The 13,817-nt window shown below is 68.6% G+C and carries 12 protein-coding genes; 7 read left to right on the forward strand and 5 right to left on the reverse strand.

Features of this window, described 5'->3' with window-relative positions:
- Positions 1-27: 27 nt before the first annotated feature.
- Both ACFTWF_RS12145 and ACFTWF_RS12150 read left to right on the forward strand, forming a co-directional pair.
- Positions 28-324, forward strand: a complete 297-nt coding sequence (locus ACFTWF_RS12145) for a putative quinol monooxygenase (RefSeq protein WP_378461448.1) — start codon at positions 28-30, stop codon at positions 322-324.
- Between the two features lie 137 nt (positions 325-461).
- Positions 462-614 carry a hypothetical protein gene (locus tag ACFTWF_RS12150; protein ID WP_378461449.1) on the forward strand — a complete coding sequence of 51 codons (153 nt, stop codon included), beginning with the start codon at positions 462-464 and terminating at the stop codon, positions 612-614.
- Positions 615-704: 90 nt separating this feature from the next.
- Here the strand turns inward: ACFTWF_RS12150 and ACFTWF_RS12155 are convergent, their stop codons facing one another.
- Positions 705-2,915, reverse strand: coding sequence for a thiamine pyrophosphate-dependent enzyme (locus tag ACFTWF_RS12155; protein ID WP_378461450.1), 2,211 nt, complete (start codon positions 2,913-2,915; stop codon positions 705-707).
- A gap of 239 nt (positions 2,916-3,154) precedes the next feature.
- Between ACFTWF_RS12155 and ACFTWF_RS12160 the strand changes: the two genes are divergently transcribed.
- The 4 genes from ACFTWF_RS12160 to ACFTWF_RS12175 all read left to right on the forward strand — a co-directional run bounded on the left by ACFTWF_RS12160 (position 3,155) and on the right by ACFTWF_RS12175 (position 7,304).
- Positions 3,155-4,600 carry a ferric reductase-like transmembrane domain-containing protein gene (locus tag ACFTWF_RS12160; RefSeq protein ID WP_378461451.1) on the forward strand — a complete coding sequence of 482 codons (1,446 nt, stop codon included), beginning with the start codon at positions 3,155-3,157 and terminating at the stop codon, positions 4,598-4,600.
- Positions 4,601-4,608: 8 nt separating this feature from the next.
- On the forward strand, positions 4,609-5,097 hold the full coding sequence (locus tag ACFTWF_RS12165; protein ID WP_378461452.1) for an FMN-binding protein: 489 nt from the start codon (positions 4,609-4,611) through the stop codon (positions 5,095-5,097).
- Complete coding sequence (locus tag ACFTWF_RS12170; protein WP_378461453.1) at positions 5,094-5,927, forward strand: FAD:protein FMN transferase; 834 nt, start codon at positions 5,094-5,096, stop codon at positions 5,925-5,927. The genes ACFTWF_RS12165 and ACFTWF_RS12170 overlap by 4 nt, the downstream gene beginning before the upstream one ends.
- An 87-nt stretch (positions 5,928-6,014) precedes the next feature.
- Complete coding sequence (locus ACFTWF_RS12175; RefSeq protein WP_378461454.1) at positions 6,015-7,304, forward strand: serine hydrolase domain-containing protein; 1,290 nt, start codon at positions 6,015-6,017, stop codon at positions 7,302-7,304.
- Between the two features lie 13 nt (positions 7,305-7,317).
- On the opposite strand, the gene ACFTWF_RS12180 is transcribed toward ACFTWF_RS12175, so the two are convergent.
- Entirely contained in the window at positions 7,318-9,645 is a 2,328-nt protein-coding gene (locus ACFTWF_RS12180) for a transketolase C-terminal domain-containing protein (RefSeq protein WP_378461455.1), read from the reverse strand.
- A gap of 265 nt (positions 9,646-9,910) precedes the next feature.
- Here ACFTWF_RS12180 and ACFTWF_RS12185 point away from each other — a divergent pair, with 265 nt between their 5' ends.
- The gene (locus ACFTWF_RS12185; RefSeq protein ID WP_378461456.1) at positions 9,911-10,393 is read left to right on the forward strand and encodes an Lrp/AsnC family transcriptional regulator; all 483 of its coding nucleotides are present in this window, start codon (positions 9,911-9,913) and stop codon (positions 10,391-10,393) included.
- Between the two features lie 9 nt (positions 10,394-10,402).
- Here the strand turns inward: ACFTWF_RS12185 and ACFTWF_RS12190 are convergent, their stop codons facing one another.
- The 3 genes from ACFTWF_RS12190 to ACFTWF_RS12200 form a co-directional block, all read right to left on the reverse strand.
- The gene (locus ACFTWF_RS12190) at positions 10,403-12,793 is read right to left on the reverse strand and encodes an ATP-binding cassette domain-containing protein (RefSeq protein WP_378461457.1); all 2,391 of its coding nucleotides are present in this window, start codon (positions 12,791-12,793) and stop codon (positions 10,403-10,405) included.
- A 71-nt stretch (positions 12,794-12,864) separates the two neighbouring features.
- Positions 12,865-13,275: a VOC family protein gene (locus ACFTWF_RS12195; RefSeq protein ID WP_378461458.1), complete on the reverse strand. Its 411-nt coding sequence runs from the start codon at positions 13,273-13,275 to the stop codon at positions 12,865-12,867.
- Between the two features lie 10 nt (positions 13,276-13,285).
- Positions 13,286-13,729 (reverse strand): helix-turn-helix transcriptional regulator, encoded by a 444-nt coding sequence (locus tag ACFTWF_RS12200; RefSeq protein ID WP_378461459.1) that lies wholly within the window; start codon positions 13,727-13,729, stop codon positions 13,286-13,288.
- Positions 13,730-13,817: the final 88 nt, after the last annotated feature.

Consider the following 13,817-nt stretch of genomic DNA (forward strand, 5'->3'; position numbering starts at 1 on the left):
GCCGGATTTCGATGAGGAGGAGACATCATGACGATCGACCGAGGGATTCTGGCACTGCTCGAGGCGAAGCCGGGCAAGGGCGAAGAACTGGCCGCGTTCCTGGAGCAGGGTCGCGCCCTGGCGGCGGCGGAGGGAGGCACCGTCACCTGGTATGCGTTCAAGGTCAGCGACACCACCTACGGCATCTTCGACACGTTTGCGAACGAGGACGGCCGGCAGGCGCACCTGAACGGAGCCATCCCGGCCGCCCTGGGCGAGGTCGCCCCCGACCTCCTCGCCGCGGACCCCGACATTCGGCCGGTGGACGTCATCGCGGTCAAGTAGGACGTCCGCGGATTTTCTACCGTACGGTCAGTCGAATACTGCCCGTAAACCTACCCGAACGGGTAGGTCCCCCGACGCTCGCGCCGCGGCATACTTGCCCGGCTCGGGGGTTTCCGCGAAACGATACGGAGAAACTGATGCTCGACCGGCTGTACGCCGCTGTTCTCGCCGTCGCCGGCCTCGGCTACGGGGGATACATCCTCCTCGACGAGCTGACCGGGCACTCCGACACCCCCGGCGAGGACGAACATCTCCGCGGAGACACCTTGGATCGGGTGTCGGCGCTGTAGCCCGACGGAGGTCAGGGAACAGTCCCCACGCCTCGTGCGCCTCCGCCTCCTGCCCGAGACCGATGACGTGGGCGGCGCGAGGATGTGGCCCTACCGGCCCGCGAGTGCGGTCGCCGCCGCCTCGATGGTCTCCTCGGACAGCAGGACCTCGAGTGCCGCGTCGCCGAGCGGGATGAAGCTGTCGTCGCTGGTCACCCGCGCGAGTCGTCCGGAAAACCCGTTGTCGACCAGTGCGGCGACGACACCCTCGGAGACACCGCCGGACTTCCGGGTCTCGTCGACGACGAGAACCCGGCCGGTGGCGTTCGCTTCACGCAGGATGTCGGGCACGGGTAGCGGTGCGAGCCACCGCATGTCCACCACCCGCACCGTGATGCGCGCCTGTTCCAGTCTGCGCGCCACGCGCAGGCTCATCCGCACGCCGTTGCCGAACGTGACGATGGTCAGGTCGGTGCCGTCGCCGTACGTGCGGGCCGAGCCGATCGGCACGTGGTGGTCGGGATCCGGGTAGGCGGTCAACCACTGCTCATCGCCGTCGTCGTACAGATCTCTGGTGTGGTACAACGCAATCGGCTCGAGATACACACACAGCGCACCCGCGGTGCGGGCGGCCGCGGCGCACGTCTGCATCATCGCCGCGGCGTCGTCGGGGCGCGCGGGCGACGCCACGACGATGCCGGGGATGTCGCGCAGTGCGGCGACGGCGTTGTCGTTGTGGAAGTGCCCGCCGAAGCCCTTCTGGTACCCGTAACCCGCGACCCGCACCACCATGGGGTTGCGGTACTGCCGGTCGGAGAAGAACTGCAGGGTCGCGCCCTCCCCGCGGATCTGGTCGGCGGCATTGTGCAGATAGGCCAGGTACTGGATCTCCGGGATCGGCAGCAGGCCGGACACCCCGGCGCCCAGCGCGAGGCCGAGGATCGCCTGCTCGTCGAGGAGTGTGTCGAAGACGCGCGCCGACCCGGCCTTCTTCATCAGACCCCGGGTCACCCCGTACACCCCGCCCTTGCGGGCGACGTCCTCACCGAACACCAGCGCCGCGGGGTATCGGGCGAGCACGTCGAGCAGGGCCCGGTTGATCGCGAGGCCGAGGGTCAGCCGGCCCTCCTGCTCGGGGAGCGGGGATCCGACCACCTGCGCGCGACGGTCCGGGTCGACGCGCTCGGGGACGAGGGCGGCGGCCTGCTCGGCGGTGTCGGTGAGCGGCCGCATCACCGCTGCGGAACTGTCCAGTTGGGGCAGCGCGCTGACCTGCTCGGCCAGCGCGAGGACCTCGGCGCGCGTCGTTTCGTACCGGTCGAGTGCCTCGCCCGGGCTGAGGTGACCACCGGCGACCAGCAGTTTTGCGGTACACAGCACGGGGTCGCGGTCGAAGTCGGCGACGATCTCGGCAGACGTCCGGTACGCGGACTCGACGTCGGACCCGGCGTGACCCATCAACCGGACCGTACGCAGATGCAGGAACGCGGGCTTACGGTTCCTGCGGACCCAGTCGGCGGCGCGTGTCGCGGTGGCGTATGTCGCAGGAAGGTCGGAGCCGTCCGCCTCGAAGTACTCGAGCCCCGCCCGGTTCCCGAAATTCGCGGCGATCCATCCCGCCGGCGTTTTCGTGCTGATGCCGATCCCGTTGTCCTCGCACACCAGCAGCAGCGGCAGCGGCAAACCCTGGAAGGCCGAGTGGATGGCCGTGTTGATCGCACCGACGGCCGTCGAATGGTTCGCGGACGCGTCCCCGAAACTGCACACCGCGACGGCGTCGGCCGGCCACGGCGAGTCGACGTGCACCTTCGCCGCCCTGGCGATCGAGAACGCGACACCGACCGCGCGCGGGAGATGTGAGGCGACGGTGGAGGTTTGGGGAATGATGTCGAGGTCGTGGCGACCGAACACCTTGTGACGGCCGCCCGCGATCGGTTCCTCCGTTGCCGCCACGAGTCCGAGCAGGACGTCGCGCAACGGATCACTGCCGTCGACCTGCCGTGCCCGCGCCAGAAAGAATCCGCCGGAACGGTAATGCAGCAGAGCGGGATCGGTGGGTCGCAGCGCCGCCGCGACCGCCGCGTTGCCCTCGTGCCCGGAGGAGCCGATCGTGTAGAACCCCTTGCCCCGCGACCGCAACCAGCGGGCCGCCAGATCGAGATGACGGCTGCCGAGCTGGGCGTCGAACAGGTCCAGCGCGCGCTGCACCGACAACGGCGACGGTGGCCGGATCGGATCCGCCGGCAGCCCTCCGGGGCGGCGCTCACCGGGCACCAGCGACGACACCACCGAGGTGAAGTAGTCGTCGATCTGCTCGGCCATCGGCCCCACCTCCTGACGTGCTGGCGATGTTAGTCGCCGGTCACGCCCCCCACTGGACGAACGGGACGCCCGTTCGATCTGACGCAACGAGCGTCCCGTTCGTCCGGGGGCCGCCCGCTGCCACTTCGCAGGAAACTCACAGCCGTCTCGATCCAGGCATTCAGGTCGGCCGCTGATCCTGGGTATTCGGGCGTGCAGGCCGCCGCGCTCTTGCTCACCCCACACCTCCGAGGACGCCCATGCGAACCGAACCGATTCCCCTCCACTCGCCCGCGGGGGCGGACACGAGGTACGCCTATCGGGAGGCCCCGAACAGTCGTCCCGCTGACCTCTTCACCGCGTCACGGTTCGACGCCGGCGTCCGATACGGCGCCGGCGTCGCGCTCTGGCTCAGCCTCCTGGTGGTCGGCTACTGGTGGGTCGCCGGCGGGGGCATCCAGGACCTCGTGGTACCCGAGACCGCGCTGATGTCCGCCGGTCGCCTCGCCGGGCTCGTGGCCGCCGACCTTCTACTCGTGCAGATCGTCCTCGTCGCGCGTGTCCCGGCGCTCGAGCGCGCCTTCGGCCAGGACCGGCTGATCGGGATACATCGCATCGTCGGATCGACGTCGTTCGGACTCATGGTCGGGCATATCGGCATCATCACCTGGGGATACGCCGACGGTTCCCTCGCCCGGACCCCGGCGATGCTGTGGGAACTGACCGTCGACTACCCCGGCATACTGCTGGCCGTCGCCGGCACCGCTGTCCTGCTGATGGTCGTGGTCACCAGCATCCGGCCGGTACGCGACCGGTTGCGTTACGAAAGTTGGCACCTGCTGCACCTCTACGCCTACCTCGGTGCGGGTCTGGCGTTGCCGCACCAACTCTGGACCGGTCAGGAGTTCCTGACGTCGCCGGCGGCGACGGTCTACTGGTGGACCCTGTGGGCACTGGCCGCTGCAGCCGTGCTCGTCTGGCGGATCGGTCTGCCCCTGTGGCGTACTGCCCGGCACCGACTCCGGGTCGCGGCGGTCGTTCCCGAAGGCGACGGAGTCGTCTCGATCCACCTGTCCGGGCGCAGACTCGACCGTTTGCCCGCAGCCGCGGGCCAGTTCTTTCACTGGCGTTTCCTGGACGGTCCCGGTTGGACCCGGGCCAATCCCTACTCGCTCTCCGCCGCCCCCGACGGACGCACTCTCCGGATTTCCGTGAAGGCGCTCGGCGACGGCAGCACCCGCACCCACGCGCTGGCACCGGGCACTCCCGTGCTGTTCGAAGGACCGTACGGCCGGTTGACGCACCGCGCACGCAGCACACGGCGGGTGGTCCTGATCGGGGCCGGGGTCGGCGCGACCCCGCTGCGGGCCTTGGCCGAAGGACTCGACTACGACCCCGGGGAGGCGATCATGCTGATGCGCTACACCTCCGAGCCACTGTTCGTCCGGGAACTCCAGAGCCTGGCCGACCGGCGGGGCCTGCAGATCCTGTGGCTTCCCGGACCGCGTCGGTCGCCCGGGTCGTGGCTCGGCAGCGGGATGGGCGAGGTGGACGACCTCACCGCACTGACTCACTGGATTCCGGACATCGCTCACCGCGACGTCTACATCTGCGGACCGCAGCCGTGGACCGACGCAGTACACCGCACAGCCCGCGCGGCCGGGGTCCCCGACGGCCGCGTCCACACCGAAAACTTCAGGTGGTGACCTCCTCGATGAAACGCATCGTCACATGGCTCCTCGGCACCATCTCGGCCGGTGTGCTGCTGTTCGGCTATCACACCTCCACCGAGGGACCGATGGATGCCATCCCGGACACCGTCGTCGCGTCCACCTCGCTGTCCGGCGACCCCCAATCGGCGGGGTCGTCCGAGCCGCCGCAACCGACCGAACCGGCTGCCGCGGACGGCGGCATCGCGGCACAGGCTTCGTCCACTTTCACCGGCTCCACATCCCAAACCCGTTGGGGACCGGTGCAAGTGCAGATCGTGGTGTCGGGCGGCACGATCACCGACGTGACCGTTCCCCAATATCCGAACGGCAACGGCAAGGATCAGCAGATCAACGCCCGCGCCCTGCCGGTCCTGATCGATCGGACCCTTGCCGCACAGAGCGCGGACATCGACATGGTCAGCGGCGCCACCGTCACGAGCGACGGCTACGTGCAATCGCTGCAATCCGCTCTCGACGAGGCGGGACTGTGAGCGTCGATGCCCCGGCCGGGGCCACACCCGATCCGCGGTTCCGTGACAGCACGCAGCGCTACGTCGAACACGTGATGGGCATGCCCATCAGCCTGGCCATGCGCGGGCGGCACGCCGCCGACCGCCGCGGCCGCCAGGCCTGGGCCGATGCACTCACTTCACTGCGTGCGGCGGATCAGCTCTTCAGCACGTATCGACCGGACTCCTTCCTGTCCAGGATGATTCGCCAGGAGAAGGGGACCGAGCAACTGCCGCCCGACGTGGCCGAGGTCTTCGCGCTCGGCCACCGCGCCGAACGGGAATCCGGTGGCGCCTTCTCCATCCGTCGTCCCGGGCCCGGCGGCGACGTCGTGCTCGATCCGAACGGAGTCGTGAAAGGGTGGGCGGTCGAGCGGGCCGCCGAGCACCTCCGGGCACTGGACGCCACCGACTTCTGTCTCTCCGCGGGCGGCGACATGACCTGCCGCACCCTCGACCCCACCACCGCGCCGTGGCGCATCGGGATCGAAAATCCCTTCGACACCCGGACTCTCATTGCAGTCGTACCCGTACACACGGGCGCCGTCGCCACGTCCGGCACCGCGCACCGCGGCAGCCACCTCGTCGACGGCCGCACCGGACAACCGCCCACCGGCGTCGCCTCGGTCACCGTCATCGCCGACACATTGACGTGGGCAGACATCGACGCCACCGCCGCCTACGCGATGGGCGAACGTGCCGCCGAGTGGCTGGCGGCACGGCCCGTCCGCTCCAGCCTGGTGGTATGGGCCGACGGAACCACGAGCCTCGACGAGCCGGAGAAGCCCGAGCGCGCTGCCGCGCGATGTTAGAATCGCTTCGACGACTGCGACGTCGACCACCGGTACCGCTCATCGGCGCGGCGCCGGATGCTCGGGGCGAAGGCGGTGATCCCGACGATGAGAATTGTCCGGGCGGAGAAGAGATTTGGCGCGCGCTGCGCCGCACTCGTGGCGTGCCTTGCCCTCGTGATCGTGAGCTGCTCCACCACCTCCGAACCGACCACCGAAATCAGTACCACACCAACGCAGTCCGCGTTGAACTCCATCGATCCGGCCGCATTCCAGGACGCCGTGGAGGGTGCCGCCGAGGAGCTACTCGTCCCCGGCGCGGTGGTCCTGGTGCATACCCCCCAAGGGAGCTTCACGGCATCGGTCGGCACCACCCAGCTGGGCACGCAATCGCCGCCGGCCGCCGATACCCATTACCGGATCGCCTCGAACACCAAGACCTTGACGGCGGCCCTGACCGTACTGCTCGCCCAGGACGGCAAGCTCCGGTTCGACGACCCGGTGTCCGATTACGTCCCAGATGTGCCGAACGGCAACAACATCACCATCGACCAGCTGTTGAAGATGCGCAGCGGACTCTACAACTACACGAGCGCTCCCGAACTCGCGGCAACCATGGATGCCGACCCTGCGAAGGCCTGGACACCGCAGGAAGCACTGGCGATCGCGTTCAGTCATCCTCCGGACTTCCCACCCGGCACGTCCTACGAGTACAACAACACCAACTACGTGCTGCTGGGCCTGGTGGCCGAGAAGGTCGGCGGCCGCCCGCTGGCCGAACAGTTCCAGGATCGGCTGCTCGGCCCGCTCGGTCTGCAGCAGACCAGCCTTCCCGCCGCCGACGACACCGCCATCCCGGACCCGTACTCGCACGGCTACATGTATGGGGGGTCGGCCTACGCACTCGTCGACGAACCGTATCCTCCCGACATCCAGGCGGCAGCGCGTGCGGGAACGCTGCAACCCATCGACTACACCAACCAGAACCCCTCCTACGCCACCGCCGCCGGCGGGGCCATCTCGACTGCCGACGACATGGCCACCTGGATGCAGGCCCTGGTGTCGGGCAAGGTGTTGAACTCCGACTATCAGCAGCAGTGGCTCCAGAGCCTGCAAGCCGAGGACCCAAGTGCGCCGGACGGCCAGCAGTACGGTTACGGCATCAGCTATCAGCGTTTCGGCCCGAACGCGTCGATGTACTACCACGGCGGTGAACTGCCGGGTTTCAACTCGTTCATGGGCCATGACAGCGACAACGACGTGACACTCGTGATCTGGACGAACCTGACCCTGTCGCCCGAGGGCAAGACGACGGCGAATGCCTTGCTGCCCACAGTTCTCGACCAGATCTACGCCGGGCTGTCGCTCCAGCCTGCGGCGCCGACCACCACGCGGTAGCCGCCCCTCGCGGTCAGTCGGCGAGGTCGAGGGCGGCGCGGACGATGCTGTCGGTGTCGATGCCGTGGTACCGGTACACGTCGTCGAGGGACCCGACCTGCCCGAACCTACTGACCCCGAGCGCCGCACCGCGGACGTGGTTGATGCCGGTCAGGAACGCCAGGGTGTGCGGGTGCCCGTCCAGAACCGTCACCATCGGCGCCGCCCGCTCCGCCGGAAACACCTGATCCAGGATCCAGGACGGACCGTCCGCCAGCCCGCGGCGGGCCTGCACCGCCTCGAACAACAGTCCGGGGCTGGTGACGCACACGACGTCCGCGGCGATACCCTGCTCGGCCAACCGGTCCGCGGCCGCCAGGGTCTCGGGCATCATCGCCCCCATCCCCACCACCGTCACCGCCGGGCTGTCCGCGTGCCGCAACGTGTACGCCCCGGCGACCACCTGACGGCGCCGACGCTCCCGCGCCGCCGGATCCGACGGCACATTCGCGAGGGTTTGATCGACCGGGCGGGTCGAGAGCCGCAGATACGACGACGACCCGTCCGGGCGACCCAACCGGGAAATGCTGTCCAGCAGGGCCCACTCCACGTCGATCGCGAACGCGGGTTCGAAACTCACACACCCGGGCTGCTCCAGCCCGATCGACGGCGTCTTGATCGACTGATGCGCCCCACCCTCCGCGGCCAGCGTCACCCCGGACGGGGTGCCGACCAGAATGGACTGCCCGCCCGCATAGATCCCGTACGACCACGGTTCCAGCGCCCGCTCGACGAACGGGTCGTACATCACCCCGATCGGGAACAGCGGCTGACCCCACCGACTCCACGTGGCCCCCAGCTCCCCCATCAACCCGACCAGGTTCGTCTCCGCGATCCCCAGTTCCATGTGCTGCCCGGTGGGCTTCTCCCGCCAGTGCATGATCGTCTCGGCGTCGTCGTCGAACCAGTTGCGGCGCTCGTGCGGCGACCACACCCCCACCTTGTTCAACCACCCCGCCAGGTTCGTCGTCGAGGACACGTCCGGCGACACGGTGACGACGCGTTTGGCGGCGTCCGGGGCCTGCCGGGACAGGTCCAGCAGCGCCCGGCCCAACGCGGCCTGCGTGGTCGACGTCCCCGACGGGGTGCGCCCGATGTCCGCGGGCACGGCGGGTGGGGTGGCCGGTTCGACCGGGTCACGCCGCAGCCACTCGGCGGAGGCGGCACAGACACGACCGGCGGTGCTATCGGCATCGAACCGCGCCCACGGATGATTCGGGTCCATCCCCAACTCCGCCGCCAACTGCTGATACTGCTCCACCGTGAGCAGCGAGGAGTGGTTCTGCGGATGCCCCTGCGTCGGCAGGCCGCGGCCCTTGATGGTGTAGGCGATGATCACCGTCGGCCGGGTGTCGTCGATCTGCGCATACGCCGCCCGCAGCGCGTCCAGGTCGTGACCGCCGAGGTTACGGATCGCCGCCAGCAACGTCTCGTCGTCCAACCCGGCGATCAGGGCCGCGATCGCCGCCGCATCGGGCCCGTCGCCGGGCAACCGGTCCCGGACCTGGGCGGCGGTACAGCGCAGCAGCCGCTGGTATTCGGGGTTGGGCATGTCCAGAATCCGCGACCGCAGCGCCGGTCCGCCCGCGCGGGTGAACAGCGACTCGAGCAAGGTCCCGAACTTCACCGTCAGCACCTGCCACCCGGCCGCGGAGAACATCGACTCGAGGCGGCCGGCGGCGATGTTCGGCACCACCCGGTCCAGGGACTGCCGGTTCAGGTCGACGATCCACACGATCTCCCCGAGTTCGGCGACGGAGTGATCGAGGATCGCCTCCCACACCGCGCCCTCGTCCAACTCCGCGTCCCCCACCAGGGAGTACTGCCGGCCCGTCCCCGCCGAACCGATCTGGGTGTTCACGTACCGGCGGGCGATCGCACCCCAGATCGGGGCCGTCGCCCCGATGCCGACCGACCCGGTCGAATAGTCCACCGGATCCGGGTCCTTGATCCGGGACGGGTACGACTGCAACCCACCGAACTCGCGCAGCGTCGTCAGGTACTTCTCGTCCAGTTCACCGAGCAGGTAGTTGATGCCGTGCAGCACCGGGGACGCGTGCGGTTTCACCGACACCCGATCCCCCGGGCGCAGCTGCTCGAACCACAGCGACGTCATGATCGACACCATCGACGCACACGACGCCTGATGCCCACCCACCTTCAGGCCCGACGGGTTCGGGCGAACCCGGTTGGCGTGGTGGATCATCGCGGTCGAGAGCCAGAGCACGCGCTGCTCGATCTCCACGAGCGTTTCCGGGGTGGTCGAACGCGGGGAGAGCTGTGTCGTGCGGGAGTCCGTCATCGTTCCGTCCTTGCCTGTGAATTCCTGGCACCGACTCGATCCTCCCCGGCCCAGGTCGTGGGCGGGGTGGATCGGCGGCGACGGGCAGGCGGACCTTCTGGAACCAGACCTACCGCGGGGTGGCGTCACTCCACCCTTCTATTGCGAGTTCTTGTGCAGATCTCTCGCACAGTCGACCACCGGCATACACTTCGAGCAATACCGGCCGCAGAATTTCAGCATTCTGCGAACCACCACGCCGTCGCCCCCGTTGGAGGTTGGCACAATGCCCAGCAGCAGCACCGTCGACTCGCTCGATGCCAAGATCCTCGGCGCGCTCACCGACGATCCACGCGCGACCGTGATCGCGCTCGCCGACAAGACCGGACTGTCCCGCAACACCGTGCAGGCCCGCCTCGGCAAGCTCGAGCGTCAGGGAGTGCTGCAGTCCTTCGAACGCCGCATCGACCCCGGTGCGCTGGGATATCCGCTGACCGCGTTCATCCTGACCAGCGTCACCCAGCGCAAACTGACCCCCGTCGCCGCCGCGCTCGACGGCATCCCCGAAGTGGTCGAGGTGCACGGACTCAGCGGCGCCACAGACCTTCTCATCCACGTCATCGCCCGCGATGCCGACGACCTCTATCGGATCGCCGGCCGCATCCTCGACATCGACGGCGTCGAGCAGACCACCACCTCACTGGTCATGCGCAAGCTGGTCGACTACCGCCTCACCCCGCTCCTGGATCGACTCGCCGACGGTGCCTGAACGTCGAGGTCAGGCACCGACATAGGTCGCGAGGTGCTCGGCAGTGAGGGTGGAGCGGGCGTCGACCAGATCTTCCGGTGTGCCCTCGAAGACGATCCGGCCACCGTCGTGACCGGCGCCGGGTCCGAGATCGATGATCCAGTCGGCGTGCGCCATGACGGCCTGGTGATGCTCGATGACGATGACCGACTTGCCGGAGTCGACGAGCCTGTCGAGCAGGCCGAGCAGCTGCTCGACGTCGGCGAGGTGCAGGCCGGTGGTCGGCTCGTCGAGGACGTAGACCTCACCCTTGTCGGCCATGGCCGTGGCCAGCTTGAGCCGCTGCCGCTCGCCGCCGGAGAGGGTGGTGAGCGGCTGACCGAGGCTGAGATACCCGATCCCGACGTCGGCGAGCCGCTGCAGAATCTTGTGCGCCGCCGGGATCCGCGCGTCGCCGTCGCCGAAGAACTCCTCCGCCTCCGTCACCGACATGGCGAGCACCTCGGCGATGTTCCGGCCACCGAGCGTGTACTCGAGCACAGACGCCTGGAACCGCTTGCCCTCGCACTCCTCGCACGGGGTTTCGACGGTGGCCATGACACCGAGGTCGGTGTAGATCACGCCGGCGCCGTTGCACGTGGGGCAGGCACCCTCGGAGTTGGAGCTGAAGAGTGCCGGCTTCACACCGTTGGCCTTCGCGAACGCCTTCCGGATCGGGTCGAGCAGTCCGGTGTACGTGGCCGGGTTGCTCCGCCGCGAGCCACGAATCGCGGTCTGATCGATCGACACCACTCCGTCGGTCCCGGAGATCGAGCCGTGAATCAGTGAGCTCTTGCCGGACCCGGCGACGCCGGTGACCACGCAGAGCACCCCGAGCGGGACATCGACGTCCACACCTTGGAGGTTGTGCGACGTCGCGCCCCGGATCTCCAGCGCCCCGGACGACGAACGCACCGACTCCTTCAGCGTGGCCCGGTCGTCGAAGTGGCGGCCGGTGATGGTGTCGCTGGCACGCAGTCCGTCGACGGTGCCCTCGAAGCAGACGGTGCCGCCCGCGGTGCCGGCACCGGGGCCGAGGTCGACGATGTGATCGGCGATCGCGATCGTCTCCGGCTTGTGCTCCACGACGAGCACCGTGTTGCCCTTGTCCCGCAGCCGCAGCAGCAGGTTGTTCATGCGCTGGATGTCATGGGGGTGGAGACCGATGGTGGGCTCGTCGAACACGTAGGTGACATCGGTGAGCGAGGAGCCGAGGTGTCGAATCATCTTGGTGCGCTGAGATTCACCGCCCGACAGTGTCCCGGACGGCCGGTCCAGGCTGAGGTAGCCGAGCCCGATCTCCACGAACGAGTCCAGGGTGTCGCCCAGCGACTCCAGCAGCGGCGCCGCCGACGGTTCCTTCAGGCCACGGACCCACACGGCGAGGTCGCTGATCTGCATCGCGCAGGCGTCGGCGATGTTGATGCCCTTGATCTTCGAGGACCGAGCGCCCTCGTTGAGCCGGGTGCCGTCGCAGTCGGGGCAGGTGGTGAACGTGATGGCCCGCTCCACGAACGCGCGGATGTGCGGCTGCATCGCGTCGACGTCCTTGGACAGGAACGACTTCTGGATCTGGGGGATCAGCCCGGTGTACGTCAGGTTGATGCCCTCGACCTTGATCTTGGTCGGCTCCCGGTAGAGGAGGTCGTCGAGTTCCTTCTTGGTGTACTTGCGGATCGGCTTGTCGGGGTCGAAGTAGCCGCAGCCGCGGTAGATGCGCCCGTACCAGCCGTCCATGCTGTAACCGGGGATCGTGAGCGCGCCCTCGTTGAGCGACTTGCTGTCGTCGTACAGCGCGGTGAGGTCGAAATCGGTGACCGAGCCCCGGCCCTCACAGCGCGGACACATGCCGCCGGTGATGCTGAAACTCCGCCGCTCCTTCGTCTGACGGCCACCCTTCTCGACGGTGACCGCGCCCGCGCCGGAAATCGACGCGACGTTGAAGGAGAACGCCTGGGGCGATCCGATGTGCGGCTTGCCGAGCCGGCTGAACAGGATGCGCAGCATCGCGTTGGCGTCGGTGGCGGTGCCGACGGTCGAACGCGGATCGGCGCCCATCCGCTGCTGGTCGACGATGATCGCGGTGGTCAGCCCGTCGAGCACGTCCACGTCGGGGCGGGCCAGCGTCGGCATGAAACCCTGCACGAAGGCGCTGTACGTCTCGTTGATCATCCGCTGCGATTCCGCGGCGATCGTGCTGAACACCAGAGAGCTCTTGCCCGAGCCGGAGACTCCGGTGAACACGGTCAGCCTGCGCTTCGGGAGCTCGACGCTGATGTTCTCGAGGTTGTTCACCCGCGCACCCCGCACGCGGATCAGATCGTGGCTGTCGGCGGCATGCAGTTCGGGCGACTGTATGTCCGTCCTCGTGGCCGTGCTCATCCTGTCTCCCTCTGTGTGCGGACCGCGATCGCGGTCTCCGTGGGTCGGTTGTCTACCGGCTGGGCGGAAGCTCAGCGCAGTTCTTGGATGCGGATCAGGTTGCCGGCGTGATCGCGGACGGCGCAGTCGCGGACCCCGTACGGCTGCTCGGTCGGCTCCTGGACGACGTCGGCGTCGCCGGCCTGCAGCCGCTCGAAGGTGCTGTCGAGATCCTTGGTGGCCAGGAGGATGCCGCCGTAGGTGCCCTTGGCCATCATCTCGACGATGGTGCGGCGCTCCTCCTCGGTGACGCCGGGGTCGACGGCCGGGGGGTGCAGAACGATGGAGACGTCGGGCTGGCCCACGGGGCCGACGGTGATCCAGTGCATCCCGTTGTAGCCGACGTCGTTGCGAACCTCGAAACCGAGGGTGTCGCGGTAGAAGGCCAGGGATTCGGCCGGGTCGTTGTGCGGGAGGAAGCTCGAATGAATGCTGATGTCCATGGTGGCCACGTTAGTTGCGGCCCGCGACCTGTGCTTCTCGATTCCTGATCGGTCTCGTCACCTGTTTCGCGAGGCACGACGGCATCCCCGCGGTGGCCCGCGCCGCCTCGCGCCGGTAGGTGCTGGGCGGCACACCGACCAGCTCGGTGAAGCGGGTACTGAACGTGCCCAGCGATGCGCAGCCGACCTCGAAACAGACCTCGGTGACCGTGCGGTCGCCCCGGCGCAGGAGGGCCATCGCCCGTTCGATGCGCCGCGTCATCAGATACGCGTACGGAGACTCGCCGTACGCGGCCCGGAACTGGCGGCTGAGGTGCCCGGCCGACATGTGCGCGTCGCGGGCCAGCGCCTCGACGTCCAGCGGTTGCGCGTACTCGCGGTCGATCCGGTCGCGGACGCGGCGCAGCCGCGCGAGGTCGCGCAGGTACTGCGGCTCGGCAGGTCTGCTGGTCACACACGCGATGGTGCCACGTCGCGCCGGAGTTGCCTAGCGTCGTCGGCGCCCTGCCGCCACTACCCTGACGAGGACGGCTCGACGCACA

The organism is Rhodococcus sp. NPDC056960 (genome assembly GCF_042674125.1).
Taxonomy (GTDB): Bacteria; Actinomycetota; Actinomycetes; order Mycobacteriales; family Mycobacteriaceae; genus Rhodococcus_F.

What these genes read in the sequence shown, in the direction of transcription:
- ACFTWF_RS12145 (WP_378461448.1), top strand. Translation starts at nt 28, where the DNA reads ATGACGATCGACCGAGGGATTCTGGCACTGCTCGAGGCGAAGCCGGGC.
- ACFTWF_RS12150 (WP_378461449.1), top strand. Translation starts at nt 462, where the DNA reads ATGCTCGACCGGCTGTACGCCGCTGTTCTCGCCGTCGCCGGCCTCGGC.
- ACFTWF_RS12155 (WP_378461450.1), bottom strand. Translation starts at nt 2,915, where the DNA reads ATGGCCGAGCAGATCGACGACTACTTCACCTCGGTGGTGTCGTCGCTG.
- ACFTWF_RS12160 (WP_378461451.1), top strand. Translation starts at nt 3,155, where the DNA reads ATGCGAACCGAACCGATTCCCCTCCACTCGCCCGCGGGGGCGGACACG.
- ACFTWF_RS12165 (WP_378461452.1), top strand. Translation starts at nt 4,609, where the DNA reads ATGAAACGCATCGTCACATGGCTCCTCGGCACCATCTCGGCCGGTGTG.
- ACFTWF_RS12175 (WP_378461454.1), top strand. Translation starts at nt 6,015, where the DNA reads ATGAGAATTGTCCGGGCGGAGAAGAGATTTGGCGCGCGCTGCGCCGCA.
- ACFTWF_RS12180 (WP_378461455.1), bottom strand. Translation starts at nt 9,645, where the DNA reads ATGACGGACTCCCGCACGACACAGCTCTCCCCGCGTTCGACCACCCCG.
- ACFTWF_RS12185 (WP_378461456.1), top strand. Translation starts at nt 9,911, where the DNA reads ATGCCCAGCAGCAGCACCGTCGACTCGCTCGATGCCAAGATCCTCGGC.
- ACFTWF_RS12190 (WP_378461457.1), bottom strand. Translation starts at nt 12,793, where the DNA reads ATGAGCACGGCCACGAGGACGGACATACAGTCGCCCGAACTGCATGCC.
- ACFTWF_RS12195 (WP_378461458.1), bottom strand. Translation starts at nt 13,275, where the DNA reads ATGGACATCAGCATTCATTCGAGCTTCCTCCCGCACAACGACCCGGCC.